General features: G+C 70.0%; 16 protein-coding genes. 9 read left to right on the forward strand and 7 right to left on the reverse strand.

Annotated features, from left to right (window positions below):
- Positions 1-34: 34 nt before the first annotated feature.
- Positions 35-979: a hypothetical protein gene (locus NA8_RS06385; RefSeq protein WP_063049404.1), complete on the forward strand. Its 945-nt coding sequence runs from the start codon at positions 35-37 to the stop codon at positions 977-979.
- On the opposite strand, the gene NA8_RS06390 is transcribed toward NA8_RS06385, so the two are convergent.
- Positions 959-1,795: a DUF1266 domain-containing protein gene (locus tag NA8_RS06390; protein ID WP_063049405.1), complete on the reverse strand. Its 837-nt coding sequence runs from the start codon at positions 1,793-1,795 to the stop codon at positions 959-961. The two genes, NA8_RS06385 and NA8_RS06390, sit on opposite strands and share 21 nt — an antisense overlap.
- Before the next feature lie 160 nt (positions 1,796-1,955).
- On the opposite strand from NA8_RS06390, the gene NA8_RS06395 reads away from it, so the two are divergent.
- Positions 1,956-2,222: a DUF2277 domain-containing protein gene (locus NA8_RS06395; protein ID WP_063049406.1), complete on the forward strand. Its 267-nt coding sequence runs from the start codon at positions 1,956-1,958 to the stop codon at positions 2,220-2,222.
- A gap of 8 nt (positions 2,223-2,230) precedes the next feature.
- On the opposite strand, the gene NA8_RS06400 is transcribed toward NA8_RS06395, so the two are convergent.
- Positions 2,231-3,544: a PucR family transcriptional regulator gene (locus NA8_RS06400; protein ID WP_063049407.1), complete on the reverse strand. Its 1,314-nt coding sequence runs from the start codon at positions 3,542-3,544 to the stop codon at positions 2,231-2,233.
- Between the two features lie 185 nt (positions 3,545-3,729).
- On the opposite strand from NA8_RS06400, the gene NA8_RS06405 reads away from it, so the two are divergent.
- The 3 genes from NA8_RS06405 to NA8_RS06415 all read left to right on the forward strand — a co-directional run bounded on the left by NA8_RS06405 (position 3,730) and on the right by NA8_RS06415 (position 7,477).
- The gene (locus tag NA8_RS06405) at positions 3,730-5,331 is read left to right on the forward strand and encodes an aldehyde dehydrogenase family protein (RefSeq protein ID WP_063049408.1); all 1,602 of its coding nucleotides are present in this window, start codon (positions 3,730-3,732) and stop codon (positions 5,329-5,331) included.
- Positions 5,328-6,161, forward strand: a complete 834-nt coding sequence (locus NA8_RS06410) for an SDR family oxidoreductase (RefSeq protein ID WP_063049409.1) — start codon at positions 5,328-5,330, stop codon at positions 6,159-6,161. The genes NA8_RS06405 and NA8_RS06410 overlap by 4 nt, the downstream gene beginning before the upstream one ends.
- A 428-nt stretch (positions 6,162-6,589) precedes the next feature.
- Positions 6,590-7,477: a LysR family transcriptional regulator gene (locus tag NA8_RS06415; protein ID WP_063049410.1), complete on the forward strand. Its 888-nt coding sequence runs from the start codon at positions 6,590-6,592 to the stop codon at positions 7,475-7,477.
- Here NA8_RS06415 and NA8_RS06420 read toward each other — a convergent pair.
- Positions 7,467-8,960 carry an amidase family protein gene (locus NA8_RS06420; protein ID WP_084466574.1) on the reverse strand — a complete coding sequence of 498 codons (1,494 nt, stop codon included), beginning with the start codon at positions 8,958-8,960 and terminating at the stop codon, positions 7,467-7,469. The two genes, NA8_RS06415 and NA8_RS06420, sit on opposite strands and share 11 nt — an antisense overlap.
- A 177-nt stretch (positions 8,961-9,137) precedes the next feature.
- On the opposite strand from NA8_RS06420, the gene NA8_RS06425 reads away from it, so the two are divergent.
- Genes NA8_RS06425 through NA8_RS06435 form a run of 3 tightly spaced genes read left to right on the forward strand, consistent with a single transcriptional unit; the run spans position 9,138 to position 15,189 of the window.
- Entirely contained in the window at positions 9,138-11,687 is a 2,550-nt protein-coding gene (locus NA8_RS06425) for a serine/threonine-protein kinase (RefSeq protein WP_084466575.1), read from the forward strand.
- Positions 11,684-14,476 (forward strand): serine/threonine-protein kinase, encoded by a 2,793-nt coding sequence (locus NA8_RS06430; RefSeq protein ID WP_063049411.1) that lies wholly within the window; start codon positions 11,684-11,686, stop codon positions 14,474-14,476. Before NA8_RS06425 ends, NA8_RS06430 begins: the two co-directional genes overlap by 4 nt.
- Positions 14,473-15,189 (forward strand): cyclase family protein, encoded by a 717-nt coding sequence (locus tag NA8_RS06435; RefSeq protein WP_084466565.1) that lies wholly within the window; start codon positions 14,473-14,475, stop codon positions 15,187-15,189. Before NA8_RS06430 ends, NA8_RS06435 begins: the two co-directional genes overlap by 4 nt.
- 3 nt (positions 15,190-15,192) lie before the next feature.
- Here the strand turns inward: NA8_RS06435 and hpt are convergent, their stop codons facing one another.
- Genes hpt through dacB form a run of 4 tightly spaced genes read right to left on the reverse strand, consistent with a single transcriptional unit; the run spans position 15,193 to position 19,493 of the window.
- Entirely contained in the window at positions 15,193-15,747 is a 555-nt protein-coding gene (gene hpt, locus NA8_RS06440; protein WP_063049412.1) for a hypoxanthine phosphoribosyltransferase, read from the reverse strand.
- Position 15,748: 1 nt separating this feature from the next.
- The gene (tilS, locus tag NA8_RS06445; RefSeq protein WP_084466566.1) at positions 15,749-16,879 is read right to left on the reverse strand and encodes a tRNA lysidine(34) synthetase TilS; all 1,131 of its coding nucleotides are present in this window, start codon (positions 16,877-16,879) and stop codon (positions 15,749-15,751) included.
- Between the two features lie 48 nt (positions 16,880-16,927).
- Positions 16,928-18,040, reverse strand: coding sequence for a zinc-dependent metalloprotease (locus NA8_RS06450; protein ID WP_084466567.1), 1,113 nt, complete (start codon positions 18,038-18,040; stop codon positions 16,928-16,930).
- Between the two features lie 13 nt (positions 18,041-18,053).
- Positions 18,054-19,493, reverse strand: a complete 1,440-nt coding sequence (gene dacB / locus NA8_RS06455) for a D-alanyl-D-alanine carboxypeptidase/D-alanyl-D-alanine endopeptidase (RefSeq protein WP_063049470.1) — start codon at positions 19,491-19,493, stop codon at positions 18,054-18,056.
- 217 nt (positions 19,494-19,710) lie between these two features.
- Between dacB and NA8_RS06460 the strand changes: the two genes are divergently transcribed.
- Positions 19,711-20,202 (forward strand): inorganic diphosphatase, encoded by a 492-nt coding sequence (locus NA8_RS06460; RefSeq protein WP_040864523.1) that lies wholly within the window; start codon positions 19,711-19,713, stop codon positions 20,200-20,202.
- Positions 20,203-20,217: the final 15 nt, after the last annotated feature.

Raw genomic sequence — 20,217 nt, forward strand, 5'->3', positions numbered from 1 at the left:
GGAGCGCCGCAGACCAGACACGAGCGCAGGGGGTATGGACATAGTCGAGTTACGGACACCCACAGCGATACTGCGTCACGGCCGCGGCAGGCTGATCGTCCTGCGACCCGGGTCCGACGGCGAGCGCGTGCTCGATGTCCCGGTCTCCGACCTGCTGAAGGTCCGGCTGAACCGGCGCGCGGACGACGCGGTCGTCATCGAGATCTATCTGCGTTACCCGACGCCCGTGCTCACCGGCGTGCCCGCGGACCGCACCCCGCTGCCGGTCCTGATCGCCGAGCACGACGTTCCGGCGGCCACCGAGATCGTCGACCGGATCAATACGCAGATCATGGCCACCCAGCGCATCGATGTCGCGGCGCCGGATCTGTGCCCGCCCGCGCCCACCTGGGGCCGCGGCGGTCCCCTCCGCGCGGACGTGGAGCGGGCGACGCGCAGGATGTCCCCGCGCCGCGAGGCGAAGCAGGCGATAGCGGCTCTGCATCGTTACGTGACGCCGGACGAGTACGTCCTGGAGACCGCGATCGCGGTCGCGCACCCGCCCGCGGGCAGCGGTTCCGGCCTGCTAGCCGCGACCACGGCGCGGCTGCTGTTCATCGCCATCGGCGACGGCCGTTACGCGCACGAACTCCCGATTCCCGTGGTGGTGTGGGCCAGGGTCACCGACACCCCCGCCGCGGGCCGCGGCGAGATCGGCCCCGGACGCGGCGCGACCGGTATCGAGGTGCACGACGGCAGCCGCACGCTGCATTTCTCGGGCGCCGATCGCGCCGACACCGAGCGGGTCACCTGCGCGGTGAACTTCGCGGTGCGCCGGGAATCCGCCGACGGCGCCGCGGGCTCCGCCGATCCCGGTGTGGCCCAGTTGTACTCGGAGTGGGAGCTGCTGGTCGAGCGGCACTCCCTCGGCATGGTCGACGACGCTCAGTTCCAGCGCTACGGCCGCGGGATCCTGCGCTCACTCCCCGACGGGAGCTGAGTTCAGCGCGATCCGCCGCCACGGGCTGGTCGGGCGCAGCCACAGCCGCAGCAACTCCTTGCGGCGGTCGACGCCGCCGTTCTTCAGCTCTGCCAGGTCCTCGCAGGCCTGCCAATAGGTCCAGCCGGTGAGATAGGCGTCGCCGAACTGGCGCCAGTTGCGGTACTTGCTCTGCGCCAGCGGCAGAGCGCGCGCCAGATAGCTCCAGGCCACGTCGGCATCGAGGTACCCCGCCGTGTAGGCCATCCTGGCCACCGCGACCACCCGGGCCAGATCCCAGGCGTGGATGTCGCTGGGCAGCGGCCGCGCCAGATGGTCGGTGAATCCGATCTTGATCGCCTGCGACCAGATGTCGTAGTCGCGCACCAGCGCCTCCGGATTGTCCATCCCCCGAAACGCGCCGACCTGCCGCAGGAACGCCCGGTGCCGGTCGGCGCGCTCACCGAACCGATCGCGCTCGCTGGCGTTGATCGAAGCCGTCACCAGCGGGTGCACCAGCGCGTAGAGCGGGGCGTGCATACCCTCGAGCAACTGCTCCATCGACGCCTGTGCCTCGGTGCCGTCGGTGATGCCCCACGCACCGGTGAGCGTATCGATGGCCAGCTCGCGCCGGTCGCCGAGCGGATGCGCCCGTTCCGGGCCGAGCAGCAGCGCGTCGTGGAACGCGTCCCAGCGCGCCGAATAGAAGGCGCCGAGGGCCAACGCCCGCAATTCGTCGTCGGATACCGCGGCGCCGGACCAATGGTCTTCCTCCCGCTCGTCCAGCTCCGCGTACGGAAAGGTCGTCAAGGTGGTGGGTACACCGCGCGAAGACATGCCCCGATTGTTCCCCATCCCGCGCGGCCGACGCGCGGTATTCGCGGATGGCGCGGATGTCGCCGCCGCGGACCCAGGGGGCGTCCAGCGGGCGAGCCGATTTCGGCCTCGGTGACTTCTTGCCCTGACGCATGTCGTGATCTGGGGCTAGTGTGCTCGCATGTGTAGAAACATCACCGTCCTGCGTGGTCTGGAACCTGCCGCAACCGAGCAGGAAATCTATGCCGCCGCACTGCAGTACGTGCGCAAGGTCGGTGGCGTGTCCGGCCTGAGCTCGACCACCAAAGCGGCCGTCGACAAGGCCGTCGCGGCCATCGCAGAGGCGACCACCACCTTGCTCGCCGAGTTACCCGACCGGAGGGTGGCGCCGACCACCGAGCCACCGCTGCGCCGCATCGCCGCCCGCGAAGTCGTAGGCGGCGACTAGCCTGCGGTTCACGGCAGGGCGTCCGCGCCGAAGACGGCGACGCACACCAGCGCGATCTCCAGCGGCAAGCCCCGCTCTTCGATTGGATATCCCAGTAGTTGTTCGATCCGCTGCACGCGGTAGCGGACCGTGTTCTTGTGCACACCGAGTACTTTCGCGGTGGCCTCCGGGCTGCGTTGGCTGCGCAGATAGGCGTGCAGCGTCTCGCGCAGCCGCGCGGCGTGCGCGTCCCGCCCGGCCAGTGCGCCCAGTTCCCGCTCGACCAGCCCGCGCATGGCCGCTTCGTCCGCGCCGGCCAGATAGGCGATCTCGACCGTTCGATAGCCCGTGACCCGAGGGCCGCCCGCGGGCGCGCGCTCGGCGACCTGCCGCGCGGCGACCGCCTCACGATGACTGCGGCGGAAGCCCGCGATCCCCCCGGCGGGCACGCCGAACGCCACCCGCACCGGCGCCTCGACCTGCACCGCGGCCAGCCGCTCCACTTCGCCCGGCGCAGCGAGTTCGGCGCCGTGCTCTCCGTCGCCCGTACCCGCCCACGCCCACATCGCGCTGGCGCCGGACGCAACGGTGAGCACCCGCGCGCTGCCCAGCGCCGCGGCCAGCCGCGCCGCGACCCGATCCAGCAGACCGGTCGCCTCCGCGTCCGCACCGGTGGGCTCACCGGTCGGTTCGTCGGTCCAGAGCACGAAGGCCAGGTGCCGCTGGGACAGGCGGTAGCCCAGCCGCACCGACGCCTGCTCGACGTCCACGTCGTCGCCATCCAGCAGGGCGCGCACGGTCTCGGCGCGCCGGTTCAGCGCGGCGCGCAAGACCTGCTCGCGCTCCTCCATGTAGGTATCGGTGAGCAACTCGACCGAGGTACTGATCCACTTGGTGGCCCGCTCGAACAACCGGAGCAGCACCACGCGCTCGAGTTCCGGTGTGGCATGCCGCTGCTCGACGACCTCGGTCATGTAGTCCAGCACCGCCTCCATGCCCACGTGGTAGACCCGCAGCAGCAGCCGCAACTCGAAGCCGCGCCGGGCCACGCTGCGCGCGAACGCGTGCGCCTCCTCCGGCAACGAGAACTCGAAGGGGTCGCTGGCCAGGCGGCTGAGCACGATCCTGGCGTGCGCCCGGGTGCTGGCCGCGAGGTCGCGGCGCATATCGCGATCGGCGAGTTCGGGGATGCGCGCGATGATCACGTCGTCGAGCCGGGTGACGATCCGCTCCAGCACTTCCGCGCGCGTCGTCTCGTAGACGTACTCGGCGAGCCAATCACGCACTTCGTCGGGAGCCGGGCTCGGCCGGACCGCGCCGGACCGCGCCGGACCACCGGTCATCGCGCCCTCCTTCGGCTCGGCGAATACTTCGCCATTCTTTGTACCAAGAACACAAAATTGCCCATATTCCTTGACAATCCGGGCCAAGAAACTTGGTTCGAATTGTGTCACGATCATAGTTCAGTGGCCTGCCTCACAGCAGTCAGCAGACCGCGGTTCAACACAACATCAGTGGGAGAACAGCAGTGACCAACACCGAACCAGCGCCCGCGACCGAGGCGCAGGCACGCGAAACGACCGCGAAGAAGGACGGCCCCGCCGTCATCGAGGTGCGCAATCCCGGCACGGGCGAGGTCGTCGGCACGGTGCCGGACGAGACCGCGGACGCGGTCGCGGCCAAGGTCCGCGAACTACGGCTGTATCAGCCGGAATGGGAGGCGATCGGCCCCGAAGGACGCAAGGTCTGGCTGCTGAAGTTCCAGGACTGGCTGATCGACAACACCGACCGCCTGGCCACCGTATTGCAGTCGGAAACCGCGAAGCCCCGGGTGGACGCCCTGATCGACCCCGGTTTCGCGACCGATCTGATCGGCTACTACGCCCGCCGCGCGGCGAAGTTCCTGGCCGACGATCACCCCTCGCCGCACAGCCCGTTGGCCCGCGTCAAGCGGTTGACCACGGTCTACCGGCCCTATCCGGTGGTCGGTGTCATCACGCCGTGGAATTTCCCGCTGGCCATGCCGGTGATGGACGTCTTCCCCGCGCTCGCCGCCGGGGCGGCCGTCATCCTCAAGCCCTCCGAGGTGACTCCGCTCTCGGCGCTCGAACTGGCCGAGGGCTGGGCCGAGATCGGCGCGCCGCCGGTCTTCGCGGTGGTCACCGGCGCGGGCGCGACCGGTGCGGCCGTGGTCGGCAACGCCGACTACATCCAGTTCACCGGCTCCACCGCGACCGGCCGCAAGATCGCCGCCGCCTGCGTGGAACGGATGGTTCCCTACAGCCTGGAACTCGGCGGCAAGGACCCGGCCATCGTCCTGGCCGACGCCGACCTCGAACGCGCCGCGCACGGCATCGCCTTCGGCGGCATGTTCAACTCCGGCCAGGTCTGCATCTCGGTGGAACGGGTGTACGTCGAGGCGCCGGTGTACGACGAGTTCGTCGCCGAGCTCACCGCCAACGTCAAGGCGCTGCGCCAGGGCCTGGACGGACGCGATTCGAAATACGACGTGGGAGCGCTGGCCAACGAGAACCAGGTGGCGATCGTGCAACGCCACGTCGATGAGGCCGTCGCGGCGGGCGCCAAGGTCCTCACCGGCGGCAAGCGGGCCGGATTCGGCACCGCCTTCGAGCCGACCGTGCTGGTGGATGTCGATCACACCATGTCCTGCGTCACCGAGGAGACCTTCGGCCCGACGCTGCCGGTGATGAAGGTGGCCGACGAGTCCGAGGCGATACGGCTGGCCAACGACTCCGTCTACGGCCTCTCGGCGTCGGTGTGGACCGGCGACAAGAAGCGGGGCGAGCGGATCGCCCGGCAGCTCAACGCCGGTGCCGTCAACATCAACGACGTCTTCGCCAACCTGTTCAGCTACGCCCTGCCAATGGGCGGCTGGGGGCAGTCCGGTGTCGGCGCCCGCTGGGGCGGGGCGAACGGCGTGCGCAAGTACTGCCGTCAGCAGGCGATCACCACGCCGATCCTGCCGACCCAGCAGAAGGAACTGTTCTGGTACCCGTACTCGATGCCGAAGCTGCTGTTCGCACTCGGCGCGATGCGCGCGGCGGGCGCGCGCGGCCTGCGCCGCCTCGACATTCCGGCCCTGCTGAAGCTGAAGGGAGACGACAAGTGACCGAAACGAAGAAGATTCGCGGCAAGGTCGTCGTCATCACCGGTGGCGCCCGCGGCATCGGGCTCGCTACCGCGACCGCGCTGCAGGCCCTCGGCGCGCAGATCGCGATCGGCGACATCGACGAGACCACGGTCAAGGAGTCGGGCACGACACGCGGTTTCGAGCTCTACGGCAGGCTCGACGTGACCGATCAGGATTCGTTCGACGGGTTTCTGGACGAGGTGGAGCGCACCCTCGGCCCGATCGATGTGCTGATCAACAACGCGGGCATCATGCCGACCGGCAGGCTGGTGGACGAGCCGGATCCACTGACCAGGCGAATCCTGGACATCAACGTCTACGGCGTGATCCTGGGCTCCAAACTGGCGCTGCGCCGGATGCTGCCGCGCGGCAGCGGGCACATCATCAACATCGCCTCGCTGGCCGGCGAGGCCCACATCCCGGGTCTGGCCACCTACAACGCCAGCAAGCACGCGGTGCTGGGATTCACCGACACGCTGCGGGAGGAGTACCGCGGCACGGGGGTGCGCTTCTCCTCGGTGCTGCCCACGTTGACCAACACCGAACTGGGCTCCGGCGTCACCGCGCCGAAGCTGATGCGCGCCGCCGAACCGGAGGAAATCGCCGACGCCGTCGCGAAACTGATCGTCGCGCCGAAGTCGAAGGTCAGAGTGACCGCGGTGGCCGGATTCATCTCCCAGTTCGTCGGGCTGCTGCCGGAGGCGCTCGGGGACGGCATCGGCCGGGCGCTCGGGTCCGGCCGCGCCTTCCTCGACGACGTCGACGCCGACAAGCGCAAGGCGTATGAGGAGCGCGCCCGCGGGGTGTGAAACACAGCGCGGAGCCGAGGCGCCGCGGCCGGGATTCGTCTCGGTCGCGGCGCCTCGTTTCGGATGGCGCACACAGCGAAGCGCCGTGGACCGACGCTTGTGTGAGGAACATCACGCGAGGTCTCGATTACATCGCCCGGCCGGTCAGCGGCAAATTCTCAGCGGGTGATCGACCACCGCAAGCGTGTCCACAATCCGCCATTGAATCTCCCGGAGAGACCTCATTCATGCTGGTCACATGCCCAACTATGTCGGCCCGAAGGTAGAAGCTGCGCGCATGCCGAGAATTCGCCAACCGATTGATGCGCAGCACCATCGCAGGCAATATGCTGTCCCTAACAAACCTGCCGACTGTTTCGGCACCCGTATCCGAACTTTTCGGCCTGATAAGGCTGGAAATTCCGGACTGATTCTGATAGCAAGGGGCTATGGACCCGCATTTGCGCGACCTGCGGTATTTCGTCGCCGTCGCTGAGGAACTGCACTTCACCAACGCCGCTCAGCGGCTGCACATCGCACAACCCACCCTGTCGCGTCAGATCCGCCAGCTGGAACGTCAGCTCGACGTGGTCCTGTTCGACCGCAACCAGCGCAGTGTCGCGCTGACCGTCGCGGGCAAGGAGTTGCTCGAAGGCGCCCGCAAGATCCTGGAGCTGTGGGAGGTCACCAACGCCTCGCTGCAGGAGGCGGGCGAGGTGCTGCGCGTAGGCATCCAATCCGCGCTGGGTCGCGGTCTGCTCAGCGATCTGGAGAGCGCGAGCGGGCATCGCCTCGCACTGCACGCCGCTTCATGGACCGATCCCTCCAGCGGGCTCGCGGGACGCCAAGCCGACCTCGCGCTGGTCTGGCTCCCGCTGCCGGACCAGAGCCGCTATCGATGGCAGGTGCTGCGCACCGAACCGCGGTGGGTGCTGCTTCCGGAGAACCACCCGCTGGCCGTCTCGGAGACCATCGAATTCGCCGATCTGCTCGACGAACCGTTCGTCGCGCTGCCCACCGAAGCCGGTGCGGTGCGCGATTTCTGGCTCGGCAACGACGGACGCGCGGGTCGTCCGCCGAAGATCGGCGCCGAGGCCGCGACCGCCGAGGACAAGCTGGAAGCCGTGAGTCTCGGCCTCGGCGTGTGCCTGCTCGCCGAGAACAACGTGCCGATGTACCGCTGGCCGGGGCTCACCGCGCGTCCCGTGTCGGGGCTCGCCCCGTGTGAGCTGGCCGTGGCATGGCGGGCCGACGACAACCGGCCGACCATCCTCGAGTTCGCGGGCCGGGCCGTCGAGGGCGGATTCGCCGCGCAGCAGTCGCCGGTCAGCGTCTGAACCGGCCCCGCGTCGTTTCGGGCGCCGTGCGCTGCCACGGGTAGTTGGCCTCCATTTGCGCGGCCAGCCGCAGCAGGGTGGATTCGCTGCCTGGTGGCCCCGCGAGCTGGGCCGCCACCGGCGTGCCCGACCGGGGATGCTCACCCATGGGGACGGATGCGGCCGGCCAGCCGACCAGATTCCACAGCGGAGTGAAGGGGGCGAACCGCGCGCCTGCGAGCAGCGTGGCAGGCCGATTGCGGAAGTGCCAGGCCCGCACCGGGGGCGGCGGGGCGGCGAGCGTGGGAGTGATCACCACGTCGTAATGCTCGAAGAACTCCAGTAGTCGCGCCTCGACCCGGTCGATCTGGGCGGGCCGCGCGAGCCGTAACCGATGCACCGTCCGGCCCAGGGCCAGTCGATGCCGGGCTCTCCGGGATAGCTGGTCGAGCTCGGGCAGCGCGGGAGCATCGCGCGCACCGAGGGCCAGCCAGCGTAGGGATGCCGCGAACAGCGCGTTTCCGTACGGTAGGGCGGTCGGTTCGACGAGGTGGCCGGCCGCCGCGGCCAGCGAGGCCGCTCTGCGGGCCGCGGCCGTCCAGTGCCGGTCGACGCGCGTCAGCCGAGAAGGTGGATCCACGGCCAGTCCGATCCGTAGTCGGGCGGGTGGATCCACCTCGGCTAGGTCCGGCCGCGCCGCCAGCACCGAAAGTGCCAGCGCGGCGTCGTCCACGCTCGTCGCGAGGACACCGCTTTCGACCAGTCCGGACCAGGCGCCCGCAGCGGGGACGGTGTACTGCCCGGGCTTGATCCCGAAGACGCCGCAGCACGCGGCGGCGACCCGTACCGCGCCCAGGCCGTCGCAGCCGTGCGCCACCGGGACGAGCCCGGCCGCGACGGCGGCGCCGGCCGCGCTTCCCGCGTTGCGTGCGGGATTCCACGGATTGCGGATGACCGGTTCCGTGCCCGCGCTCGTCACCCACCGGCTCAGCTCGGGCGCCGTCACGAGGCCCATGACCACCGCGCCCGCGGCACGCAACCTGGCCACCACCGGATGATCCGCGGCGGCTGCCGGCCCCCACGGCACCGGCTCGCCCGCGATCGGGACGCCGTGTTCGACCGCGACCGGGACACCTGCCAGCGGTAGTACGTCGAGATCGTCGCGCTCCATCAGGCCGACCGACTCGGCCATCGCCTGTTCGGCGCGGACAACGCTGAACGCGGTGCGTTCGCGGTCCGCCGCCGAGATCCGCGTCCCAGCATCCGCGGCCACCTGGCCAGGGTGCAGCAGGCCGTCTCGCACGCACGCCGCGATCGTCGCGGCGGGACCGCGTTCGAGACCGGCCTCGGCTTCCCGAGCGCTCTGCGGCCGCGCGCCTGCAGCGGCCCCGATCGGTCGGATAAGGACCGATTCGCTGGTCTTCGCATTCGGAATGGTTGTTCGCGGCGCGGCGCGTCCCGCCGATATCGAGCCGTCCGCCACGATTGCGGCCTCGTCAGACATGTGCTGGTCATCCCCCGTCGCGTCGTTGTCGAAATCGGGTGATCCACTGTCGTGCCGCAAGTTATCATTTCGAATACGGCACGGGGGATGATGGTGTGGGGTGTGGCGGAAATTTCCGGCCATCCGACAACGACCGATGCGGATTCCGCGGCGTCCGCCGAGCCACAAGGTCCGAGCATGAGTGCGAACTCTGGAAGAAGTTCCGATCCCGACACAGGGATTTCCACCCGTCCGAGGGGTGGCGAGTTGTCGCATGCCGAATCCGACGCGGTAGCGGCGTTCTCGGCGGCATGGAAATCGACCCGGCGCCCGCCGACGATCGCCGATTACCTACCCGACGCCACCACGTTGCGCCGCGAGGCATTGCTCGAGCTGATCCGCGTCGACTTGCGCCATCGCTGGTTGCGTCGCCCGGGGGCGGCCGCGAGCACCGTGCCGGAACCGGCCGCGCGGCTGCGTTTGGCCGATTACTGCGCCGAATTTCCCGAACTCGCGTCCGATGATATTCCGGCCGGTCTGGTGTACGAGGAGTTCGTCATCCGCCGCCAGAGCGGCGAGCGCGTGGATCCGCGCGAATGCCTGCGCGAATATCCACGGCAGGCGGAGCAACTGAGCGAGTTGTTGAACGCCGACGACATCGATCAGAGCACCCGCCGCGCGACTTCGGAGGAATCTTCCCGGACCGTGCTGGCGTATACCGGGTCGGTACTCGCCGATACCGTATTGAACCGAACCGCGGAGTCTGCTCGTGATTCCGAGGTGACCAGAACAACCGCCGCCGATCTGACAGGCACGGCCACCGCCGCGCCCACGACGATCGGGACCGGGCCGGGCCGCGCCGACCCGCTCGACCGCATCGAGGTCGGCCAGCGCATCGACGACTTCGATCTGCTGACCGGCCTGGGCAGCGGCGCGTTCGCCCGGGTCTTCCTGGCCCGGCAGCGCTCGCTGCAACGGCTGGTCGCGGTCAAGATCTCCTTGGACCACGGCACCGAGCCGCAGACGCTGGCCCAGCTCGACCACGACTACATCGTGCGGGTCTTCGACCAGCGGCTGCTCGACGACGCCGAGGCCGCCGCACGCCGACTGCGGCTGCTCTACATGCAGTTCCTCCCGGGTGGCACGCTGCTGGGCGTGTTGCGCTGGGTGCGCGCCACCCCGCCCGCCGAGCGCAGCGGGCGGCTCCTGCTGGACGCCGTGGACGCTGCCATGGAGGAGAAGGGCGAGATCCGGCCGACCGATTCCAGTGTGCGCGCCGAGATCGCGAAGCTCAGCTGGCCGGAGACGGTGGCCTGGCTGGGTCGCAGGCTGGCCGAGGCGCTGGACTACGCCTCCTCGCACGGCGTGCTGCACCGCGACGTGAAACCGGCCAACGTCCTGCTCACCGCCGAGGGCGTGCCGAAGCTGGCCGACTTCAACATCAGCTTCAGCCGCAACGTGGAGGGCACCAGCCCGGTGGCCTACTTCGGCGGTTCACTGGCCTACATGTCGCCGGAACAGCTGGAGGCCTGCCACCCGAGCTTCGGCCGCAGCGCCGCCGACCTGGACACCCGTGCCGACATCTATTCGCTGGGCGTGGTGCTGTGGGAGTTGCTCACCGGCGCGAAGCCGTTCGACGACCGGACGGCGGGCGCGGGCAACCAAGGCGACGACACCGCACTGGAGGCCATGCTGGAGCGGCGTAGCGCCGGCGTGAACGAGGCCGCGCTGGAGCGGGTCCCGGCCGACTGCCCGGCCGCCTTGTGCCGCGTACTGCGTACCTGTCTGGCGCCGGACCGGGACGACCGCTGGTCCAGCGGCACCATCCTGGCCAGGCAGCTGGAGATGTGCCAGGACGCGCGCGCCCGCGAGCTGGTCGACCCAGCGCCGAACAGCTGGCGGCGGCGGCTGCGCCCGCACATCGTCCCGGTGGCGCTGGCGGCGATGGCGCTGCCGAACGTGCTCGCCTCGCTGTACAACATCCAGCACAATCAACACCTGATCATCAGCCGGATGACCGAGGAAGCCCAGCAGAGCTTCCTCATCATCACCGGCGCGGTGAACGCCATCTTCTTCCCGACCGGCATCGCGCTCGTGCTGTACATGGCGAGATACGTGCTGACGGTGCCGCGCGGCCTGCGCAAAGGGCGACGATACGACCCGGAGACCCTGCGGCGCGCCAGACGCGACGCGCTGCTGATGGGCGACCGGGCCGTGGCTGTGGCCTTCTCGCTGTGGGTGCTGGCCGGACCGATCTTCCTGATCGCGCTGCAGGTGTCGACCGGAGGGATACCGACGCGCTCTGTGGTGCACTTCTTCTCGTCACTGGTGGTGTGCGGTGCGATGGCGGTCGCGTATCCGTTCTTCCTGCTGACCTTCTACATGGTGCGGTGTGTCTACCCGCTGTTCCTCCGGCACGGGGACATCAGCCCCGAGGACGCGGTGTGGCTGCGCGGCCTGGACCGGCGCTGCAACGGCTACCTCGCGGTGGCCGCCTCGGTGCCGCTGCTCGCGGTCGCCGGGGTGACCTTCCTGCCCCCCTCCGACATCCCGTCGGTCATCTTCGCGGTCCGGCTGCTGTGCGTGGGCGGCATAATCGCGTTCGTGGGGACCTACCTGATCTTCCGTGCGCTGGAAGCGGATCTGCGAGCGCTGGAGCGGGTGGTCGATCCCGAATCCGTCGAAACGGGGGCCGCCGAGGGCAGGACCGCCCGAGCGAACACGACCGCCGCGGAGACCACCACGTGAGCTTGCCCCGCACCCATGCCGTCGCCCGGTTCTCCGCCGACTGGCAGCACAGCATCCATGGCGACCGGTTGCCACCGCAGATTCGCGACTACGTACCCGACGGCACGCAGGTTCGCTTGGCGGTGCTCGTCGACCTGATCCGGGTGGATCTGCGGCGGCGCTGGGAACACGAGGGGCTCGGCAAACGGATCGCACAGTACCGGGAGGAGTTCCCCGAAATGGCGGACAGCCCGGAACTGGTCGATCTGCTGTGCGAAGAATTCCTGACGCGCCGTGAACTCGGATCGCTACCGCTGGAGGACTTCATCGCCGAATATCCCGATTTCGCCGGCACGATCGGCGAACGTCTCGCCGATTTCGCCGACGACGCGGGGACGGACGCCGAGTCGAGCGAAGCCGTCGCCGCGCTGGCCGACCTCGCGCCCGGTCTGCGAATCGACGACTTCGACCTGATCACCGATCTGGGCGCCGGGCTGCTGGGCCGCGTCTTCCTGGCCAGACAGCGTTCCATGCAACGGCTGGTCGCCGTCCGATTCTCGGCGGGCCGGGCGGGCGCCCCGCGCACGATGGCCCAGCTCGATCATGCCCACATCGTGCGCGTCTTCGACCAGCGGGTGCTCAGCGCCGACGCCGCACGCACGCTGACGGTCGCCGGTGCGCCCGCGAACGGCGGCCACGCCATCGCGAGCGCAGCCGACGAAGATGCGACCCTCGCCGCGCCAAGGCCCGCCCGCCACCTCGCGCTCGCGGATTCGGACGTCACGGTCGCAGCGCCGCCGAGCCAGCCCGACGACGCGACGCTCGCGCAGCCCAGCGCTCCTCGCGCCCGCCCAGCCGACGCGACTCACAGCCGACAGCCCACCCCAGACGACGCGACAATCGCCCAGCCCCACACCCAATCAACCGACGCGGCTCACAGCGGACGATCCGGCACGGATGACGCGACGATCGCCGCGGCAGCCGGCGTGTTCGACGCGCATGAAGACATTGACGACGACGCCACCGTCACCGGCACGCGCCGTCCTCGCCGCGACGGTGCGCCGATCTCCGAGCACGCTGCCGGGCGAGCCCCCGAATCCGGTGAGGGCACCGCGGTTCTCCCCGCTCCGGACGCTACAGTGGTCGACCGATCGATCGATCCGGACGCGACCATCGCGAGCCCGCCGGCCCACGCCGGCTCCGCGCTCGGCCGACCGCCGTTCGCACCGGACTCCCCCGCGCCCGTCCCCCCGCGCCTGGTCTACATGCAGTACCTCCCGGGCGGCACCGCGATCGGTCTCCTCGAGCAACGCCGTCGCGGCCCGGTGACCGACGGCGGCGCGCTGCTGCTGCGGGCGCTGGACACCGCCATGGAGGCCAAGGGCGAGATCCGGCCGTCGGATTCCAGCGTTCGTGCCGAGATCGCCCGCTTGACCTGGCCGGAAACCGTGGCGTGGGTGGGCAGGCGGTTGGCCGATGCCCTGGACTACGCCGAGCACCACGGCGTGCTGCACCACGACATCAAACCGGCGAACGTGCTGTTCACCGCGGAGGGCATCCCGAAGCTGGCCGACTTCGCTCTCGGCGAGGCGGCCCGCGTGTCGGCGCCGCACGGTCCCGGCGCGACCGGCGCCCTGGCCTACCGCTCCCCGGAACAGCTGGCCGCTTACCTCGATCCCGACGCGCCCGCCCCCGGCAACGGCAGCGACGTGTACTCCCTCGGCGTGCTGCTGTGGGAGATGCTCACGGGCGCGATTCCGTTCGATGATCCGCCGCTCACCGAGGACGGCCCGGCCACCGAGACGTACGCGGCGATGCTCGCGGTGCGCCGCCGCGGCGTCTCGGCGGAGGCGCTCGCGCGCCTGCCGGAAGACACCCCCGCCGCGCTGCGCCGTGTGCTGCTGGATTGCCTGCACGCCGATCCGGAACGCCGCTGGCGCGGCGGCGCGGAGCTCGCGGGCCAACTCGACCTGTGCCTGGACGCTCGCGCTCGCGACCTGGTCGACCCGCCGCCCGACAGCCTCGCCTACCGAGCCCGCGCATGGGTGCTCCCGGTCGCGGCGCTGTGCGTCGGCGTGCCGAACGTGCTGGCCAGCTTCTACAACATCCGGCTGAACCAGAGCCTGATCATCGACCGGATGTCGGCCGCCGACCAGGAGAAGTTCGCGGCGGTCGGATTGATCAACAATCTCGTCGCGTTTCCGGTCGCCGCGCTGCTGCTGCTGTTCATGACCCGGCGGCCGCTCACCATCGCATACCGCCTCGGCCGTGGCTCCGGGTACTCCGCGCGCACGCTCGCGCAAGCGCGCCGCGACACCTTGCTGATGGGCGACTGGGCGGTGTGGATACCCTTCGGCTTCTGGCTGGTCGCGGGCATCATCTGGCCGCTGGCACTGGCCTCCTCCGGCGTCGCGCTGCCGCGCGGTACCTTCCTGCATTTCTTCACGGCGCAAGTGGTGTGCGCGGCGATCGCGCTGGCCTATCCGTTCTTTCCGATCATGGTCTACGCGGTGCGCTCGATCTATCCACAACTTCTGGTGCGCGGCGGAATCGGCCGCGACGACGAACGTCAGCTACGCGCGCTGGCCAGGCGCGGCAGTCTCTATCTCGGTGTGGCGGCGTCGGTTCCGCTGCTGGGCGTGGCGAGCGCGACCTTCGTCGAGGCCACCGACCTGGAACTGGTGATCGTTCCGGTGCGCTTGCTGAGCGTGGGTGGCATCCTGGCATTCGTGCTGACCTATCGACTCTTCCGGCTCCTCGAAGCGGATCTGCTCGCGCTGGCCAGGGCGATCCCCCAGCGTCCGCGATGACCACACCGCGCCCGCTGGGGCGGCTGGTGAGCCTGTCGCACGTCCACGATCCGGTCACCACCCCGCTGTACCCGGGCGATCCGGAATTCCGCGCCGACGCCGTGGCCACGATCGCGAACGACGGCTACCACCTGCGCTATATCCAGCAGGGCGAACACACCGGAACCCATTGGGGCGCACCGATTCATTTCCGTGCCGACGGGCTGGCCGCGCACGAACTGGAGCTGGACGATCTGCTGTTGCCCGCGGTGCGGATCGATGTCCGGCAACGCTGCGTGAACGATCGCGACTACGCCATCACGGTCGACGATCTGACGCGGTGGGAGGCCGAACACGGCCGGATTCCCGACGGCGCGGCTGTGATCGCCTGGACCGGCTGGGACGCCAAGTGGGGTACGCCGGAATTCGTCGGCACGGGTGTATCCGCCGGTCGGCAACCAGGTTTCGCGGTGAAGACGGTGGAATGGCTGCTGCGCTGCGGCAGGCTCGGCCGCCGAGGCGCGCTCGGCATCGACACGTTCGGCCCCGACGTGGGCGCCGACGAGACGTACGCGGTGTCCAAGCTGCTCTACGGCGAGCACCGGATCAGCCTGGAATGCCTGGCGAACCTGGCCGCGCTGCCCGCGACCGGGGCGTGGGTGCTGGTGGGCGGACCGCTTTACCGCGGCGGCTCCGGTTCCCCGGCAACGATTTTCGGCATCCTGCCCGGCTGATTCTCAGCCGCCGTAGACCTTCGGGTCCAGGGTGCCGATGTAGGGCAGGTCGCGGTAGCGCTCCGCGTAGTCGAGGCCGTAGCCCACGACGAATTCGTTCGGGATGTCGAAGCCGACGTGCGCGACCTCCACGGGCGTGCGTAGCGCGTCGGGCTTGCGTAGCAGGGTGACCACCTCGAGCGACGCCGGATTGCGGGTGGACAGGTTGCGCTTGAGCCAGGACAGCGTGAGCCCGGAGTCGATGATGTCCTCGACGATCAGAACGTTGCGGCCCGCGATGTCCTTATCCAGGTCCTTCATGATGCGCACCACGCCGGAGGACGAGGTCGACGACCCGTAGGACGAGACGGCCATGAACTCCATCTGGGTCGGGATCGACAGGGCCTTGGCCAGGTCGGTCATGAAGAAGATGGCGCCCTTGAGCACGCCCACCAGCAGCAGATCCCCCTCGGGAGCATCCGGCGGATACCGCTTGGCGATGAGTTCGGCCAGCTCCTGGGTTTTGGCGGCGATCTGTTCCTCGGTGATCAGCACCGACGCGATGTCGTCCCCGTACACGTCAGCCGGATTCCCTTCCGTGGTGGTGAGCCCGTTGGGCCGGTTGGGTTTGGTTCATCGGTCCGATGCCATCCTCGCCCAGCCGCAGTGTCAGCCTGCCATGTTCGCGCCCGGCGACCAACCTGCGATCCGGACGTCCTCCGCCGACCGCCACGCCGCCCTGCCCGCGCCAAGCCGTAACCAGTTCGTCGACTGCCTGTAAATGCTTGGTGGTCAGGGCTTTCGCTCCGTTGTCGAGCAGCCATGCCCGAATTGCCCGTTTACGGAGGGCCGCGGGCGCAGTGGCGAGGGTCTCGATCACCAGCGCCCGCCCATCACTCGCGGTGTGCCGCAGCTCGGCGGCGAGCGCATCCAGGACGGCGCCGTCCTCCCGCAACTGCTCGGCCGTGCGCGCCAGCGCCGGGGCCACCCCGCCGCCGAGAATCCGCTCCAGCAGCGGCAACGCCTCGGTGCGCAGCCGGACCCTGGTGAACTCCGGCGCCGCGTTGTGCGGATCGTCGTGCGGCGTCACGCCCAGGTCGGCGCACATCTGCCGGGTGGTTTCCCGGCGCACGCCGAGCAACGGCCGCCCCCACGGCTCGGCGCAGGCGGCCATTCCTTGGATCGAGCGGCCACCAGAGCCTCGCGCGAGCCCGAGCAGCACCGTTTCGGCTTGGTCGTCGAGGGTGTGCCCGAGCAGCACCGGCAGGTCCGCGCGCGCCGAGTCCAGCGCGGCATAGCGGGCGCGGCGCGCGGCGGCTTCCACACCGCCCTCGGTGCCGACCTCGACCGTGAGCACGCGGGCGGACCGGCAGCCCATGGCCAGGGCTTGTGCCGCCGCCGCGGCGGCGACGGCCCCGGAACCGGGTTGCAAGCGATGATCGACCACCAGAGCGTCGACCGCGTTCGTCTCGACCACCGCCGCCGCGGTGAGTGCCAGCGAATCCGCGCCACCGGACAAGGCGACCGCGACTGCCTGTTCTTCGGTCTCGCGGGGCCCGTAGCCGCTCAGCCAGTCGCGGACCGCCCTGCGGACGGCGAGCACGGACGCGGTCTCGGGCAGCCGCCGTGCGGTGGCCGCAGCGGGCGCGGGACCGGATGACCCGGTCTCCGCCCCGAAGCGCCCGGGTGTCGTTCCTGGCGCACGCCCCATGGGCGCAGCTTACCGGCCGACCGGCGATCCATCGCAGGCCCTGCTCGCTCAGGCGAGCACGCGCTCGATCCAGCGCTGCGGATGCTCGATCTCGTCGGTGCGCGGCAGCGTGTCGGCATCGGTCCACACCGTGTTGAACCGCGTCATCCCGACGGTGCCGACCACCTCGTCGACGAACTTCTTGCCGCGCACGTATTGGGCGACCTTCGCGTCCACGCCGAGCAGGGCGCGCAGGAGGCGTTGCACAGGGTTGGTCGGACGCCTGCGCCGCTGGTCGAACGCGGTGCGGATCTGCTCGACCGACGGGACCACCGCCGGGCCGACCGCGTCCATGACGTGGTCGGCGTGCCCTTCCAACAGGGTGCCGAGCATGAGCAGCCGGTCCAGCGCCGCGCGCTGCGGCGGTGCCTGGGTGGCACGCAGCAGGCCGACCACACCGCGCGTGGCCGGGTCGTCGGAGGCGGCCCCGCGACGACGGTCGCGCACCTCGTCGACCAGCCGGGACAGCATCTCGCTCACCGGCTCGTCGGCGACCTCGCCGAGAATCTCGACGTTGGCGCGCATGTAGTCCCCGAGCCAGGGCGCGGAGGAGAACTGCACCCGGTGGGTCACCTCGTGCAGGCAGACCCAGAGCCGGAAGTCGCTCGGCGACACCCCGAGGGCCCGTTCGACGGCCACGATGTTCGGCGCGACCAGCAGCAAGGTGCCGTCCGATCCCGTGAACGGGTCGTATTGACCGAGAATCGCGGTGGACAGGAAAGCGAGCATCGCGCCCGCCTGCACACCGGCGGGTTTGCCCGCGAGGAGTTTGCGGTCCGGCCATGCCGCCGCACCGGTCCCGGTGAGCTGGGCCATCGAGTCGGCGGCCGCCGTGATCCACCCCGGCCGGTCCACGATCCTGGCCGCCGGGACCGGCCGGCCGTCCAGCAGCCCGCTGACCTCACGTACCGGCCCCTCCGCCCGCACGGAGGAATCGGCGAGTTCGGCGACCACCTGTTCGGCGGAGTAGCGCGACGTGCGCGGACCCGCCGGAACCAGAGCTGAGCCGGTTTTCGCGGCCAATCGCCAATCGACCACGCCGGACAGACCCGAGCGGAGCTTTCGCCGCTCGACCGCACCGGCGGAGCCGAATTCAGCTGCCTCGGAACCTTGCTGGGTCATGATCAACCACCCGTCAGGAGCATCCACAATTTCGCAGCGTGCCTGCGATCGCGTCCAACGCGGGCCTGCTCACCTCCGGCGGTCGATCGTTCGACATCAAAGCGAAGGTCAGCACCCGCCCATCGGCGTCCAGCACATACCCGACCAACGCGCTGGACACCGACAGAGTTCCGGTCTTGGCCCGCACCCAGCCCGCGCCCTGGCGGTCCCGTGCGACGTAACGGCTGGTCAGTGAGCCCGTGGCGCCCGCAACCGGCAGATCGTCGAGCATCGGCGCCAAGGTGGCCGCGACCCGGTCGTTCTCCGGCTTCGCCTTGGTACCGGCCGGTTGCACCGCCGTGGCGCCGGTGGGCTCGGCCGCGCTCGCCACGACTCGGTCGAGCAACCGCGCGGGAATCCGGTCGTCCACCGAAAGCCCACTGCTGTCGTGCATATCCAGGCCGGACAGATCGAAACCGGCCTTGCTCAGCGCCGCGCGCACCGCGGTGACCCCGCCGGTGAACGACGCCTCGCCGCCGGTGGCCGTGGAGATCTCCCGCCCGATCGCTTCGGCAAGCACGTTGTCGGAGTAGACCATCATGTCGCGCAACCGGTCGCGCAGCGGCGCCGAGCGCACGGAGGCGATCTCGGCCGCACCGGCGGGAGCGGCGCCCGCCCGTACCTTGGCCGGGTCCAACCCCAGATCGGCGGCCAAGCGCCGCCCCGCGTCGAGAGCGGGCGTCGCGGTGCGCGGCGAGTACTCGACGAGCGGTTGCAAGCGGCCGCCGTCGATCATCACCGGCTCGATCGGGGCGATGGAGCCCTCGGGGATGTCCACCGGGTCCCAGCCCTGCGCCATGGTGGGGCCGGTGTAGGCGGAGGTGTCGACGACGATCGTGTCCACCGCGCGCCCGGCCGACTTGATCTGGGAGACCAGATCGGACAGACGCGGCCCGTTCGGGTAGTACCCCTTGCCGTCCGGTTGCGCGGTGAGCGTCGGGTCGCCGCCGCCGACCAGCACCAGTTCGTTCGGCGCCGCACCCGCGACCACTTTGGTGATCACCCGGTGCTCGGCGGGCAGTGTGAGCAGGGCCGCCGCGCTGGTGAGGATCTTCGCGGTGGACGACGGGATCATCGGCCGGTTCGCGTCGCCGCTCCACAGCACCATTCCGCTGTCGGCGTCGGTCACCTGGCCTGCGAACGCGCCGAGGTCCGGATTGGCGATCACCGGGGCGAGCGCGGCGGCGATCCCCGCGGGGCTCGGCGCCGAATCGGTGGACCGGGCCGGACCGACCTGCGGAGACGGCTCGACCGGAGCGGGAGGAGCGGCGACGGTGAGGCCACCGTGCCGGAACTCGTCGGTCCACGGCCGCACCGCGAGCAGTGCCACGGCAGCGGCGACAATCAGGACGACCACCGTGCTCGAGATCCAGATCCACCTGTTGCGGCGCCGCCGGGCGGCCAGCCCACCGATGTTCTCGTTGCCACCAAACACGTCGCCGCCGCTCTCCTGACCGATTCCCGCAGCAGCCGCCTGCCGCACCCATATCCCCGACGCCCACACTATCCTCGTTGCGCAACCGTTCCCCTGAACAACCTGGCGAGTCGGCGCACTCCGCAGCGGCCGAGTCGGCAGTCGCCGAAAAGCAGCCGAGTCGCCGAGCTCGGCACCGATGCACGAAGGAGATGGCGTGGAGTTCGACGTCACCATCGAGATCCCCAAGGGTTCCCGGAACAAGTACGAGGTCGATCACGAGACCGGCCGGGTCCGGCTGGACCGGTTCCTGTACACGTCCATGGTCTATCCCGCCGACTACGGCTACATCGAGAACACCCTCGGCGAGGACGGTGACCCGCTGGACGCGCTGGTCCTGCTGCCCGATTCGGTGTTCCCCGGCGTGATCGTGGAAGCCCGTCCGGTCGCGATGTACAAGATGACCGACGAGGCGGGCGGCGACGACAAGATCCTGTGCGTGCCCGCGGGCGACCCGCGCTGGGACCACATCCAGGATCTGAAGGATGTCCCGGAGTTCGAGCTGGCCGCGATCAAGCACTTCTTCGAGCGCTACAAGGACCTCGAGCCCGGCAAGTTCGTCAAGGGCTCGGAGTGGGTCGGGCGGGCCGAGGCCGAGGCCGAGGTGGAGGCGTCCATCCAGCGCCTGAAGGACCAGGGCGGGCACTGAAAGCCCTCGGGCACA

Origin of the sequence: Nocardia arthritidis NBRC 100137 (assembly GCF_001612765.1) — a bacterium.
In the GTDB taxonomy this organism is placed as follows: Bacteria; Actinomycetota; Actinomycetes; order Mycobacteriales; family Mycobacteriaceae; genus Nocardia; species Nocardia arthritidis.

Coding starts and splice junctions, on each gene's coding strand:
- tilS (WP_084466566.1), bottom strand. CDS start 16,879: ATGGGGCGTGCGCCAGGAACGACACCCGGGCGCTTCGGGGCGGAGACC.
- NA8_RS06400 (WP_063049407.1), bottom strand. CDS start 3,544: ATGACCGGTGGTCCGGCGCGGTCCGGCGCGGTCCGGCCGAGCCCGGCT.
- NA8_RS06425 (WP_084466575.1), top strand. CDS start 9,138: ATGAGTGCGAACTCTGGAAGAAGTTCCGATCCCGACACAGGGATTTCC.
- NA8_RS06420 (WP_084466574.1), bottom strand. CDS start 8,960: ATGTCTGACGAGGCCGCAATCGTGGCGGACGGCTCGATATCGGCGGGA.
- NA8_RS06390 (WP_063049405.1), bottom strand. CDS start 1,795: ATGTCTTCGCGCGGTGTACCCACCACCTTGACGACCTTTCCGTACGCG.
- NA8_RS06415 (WP_063049410.1), top strand. CDS start 6,590: ATGGACCCGCATTTGCGCGACCTGCGGTATTTCGTCGCCGTCGCTGAG.
- NA8_RS06450 (WP_084466567.1), bottom strand. CDS start 18,040: ATGACCCAGCAAGGTTCCGAGGCAGCTGAATTCGGCTCCGCCGGTGCG.
- NA8_RS06395 (WP_063049406.1), top strand. CDS start 1,956: ATGTGTAGAAACATCACCGTCCTGCGTGGTCTGGAACCTGCCGCAACC.
- NA8_RS06385 (WP_063049404.1), top strand. CDS start 35: ATGGACATAGTCGAGTTACGGACACCCACAGCGATACTGCGTCACGGC.
- NA8_RS06435 (WP_084466565.1), top strand. CDS start 14,473: ATGACCACACCGCGCCCGCTGGGGCGGCTGGTGAGCCTGTCGCACGTC.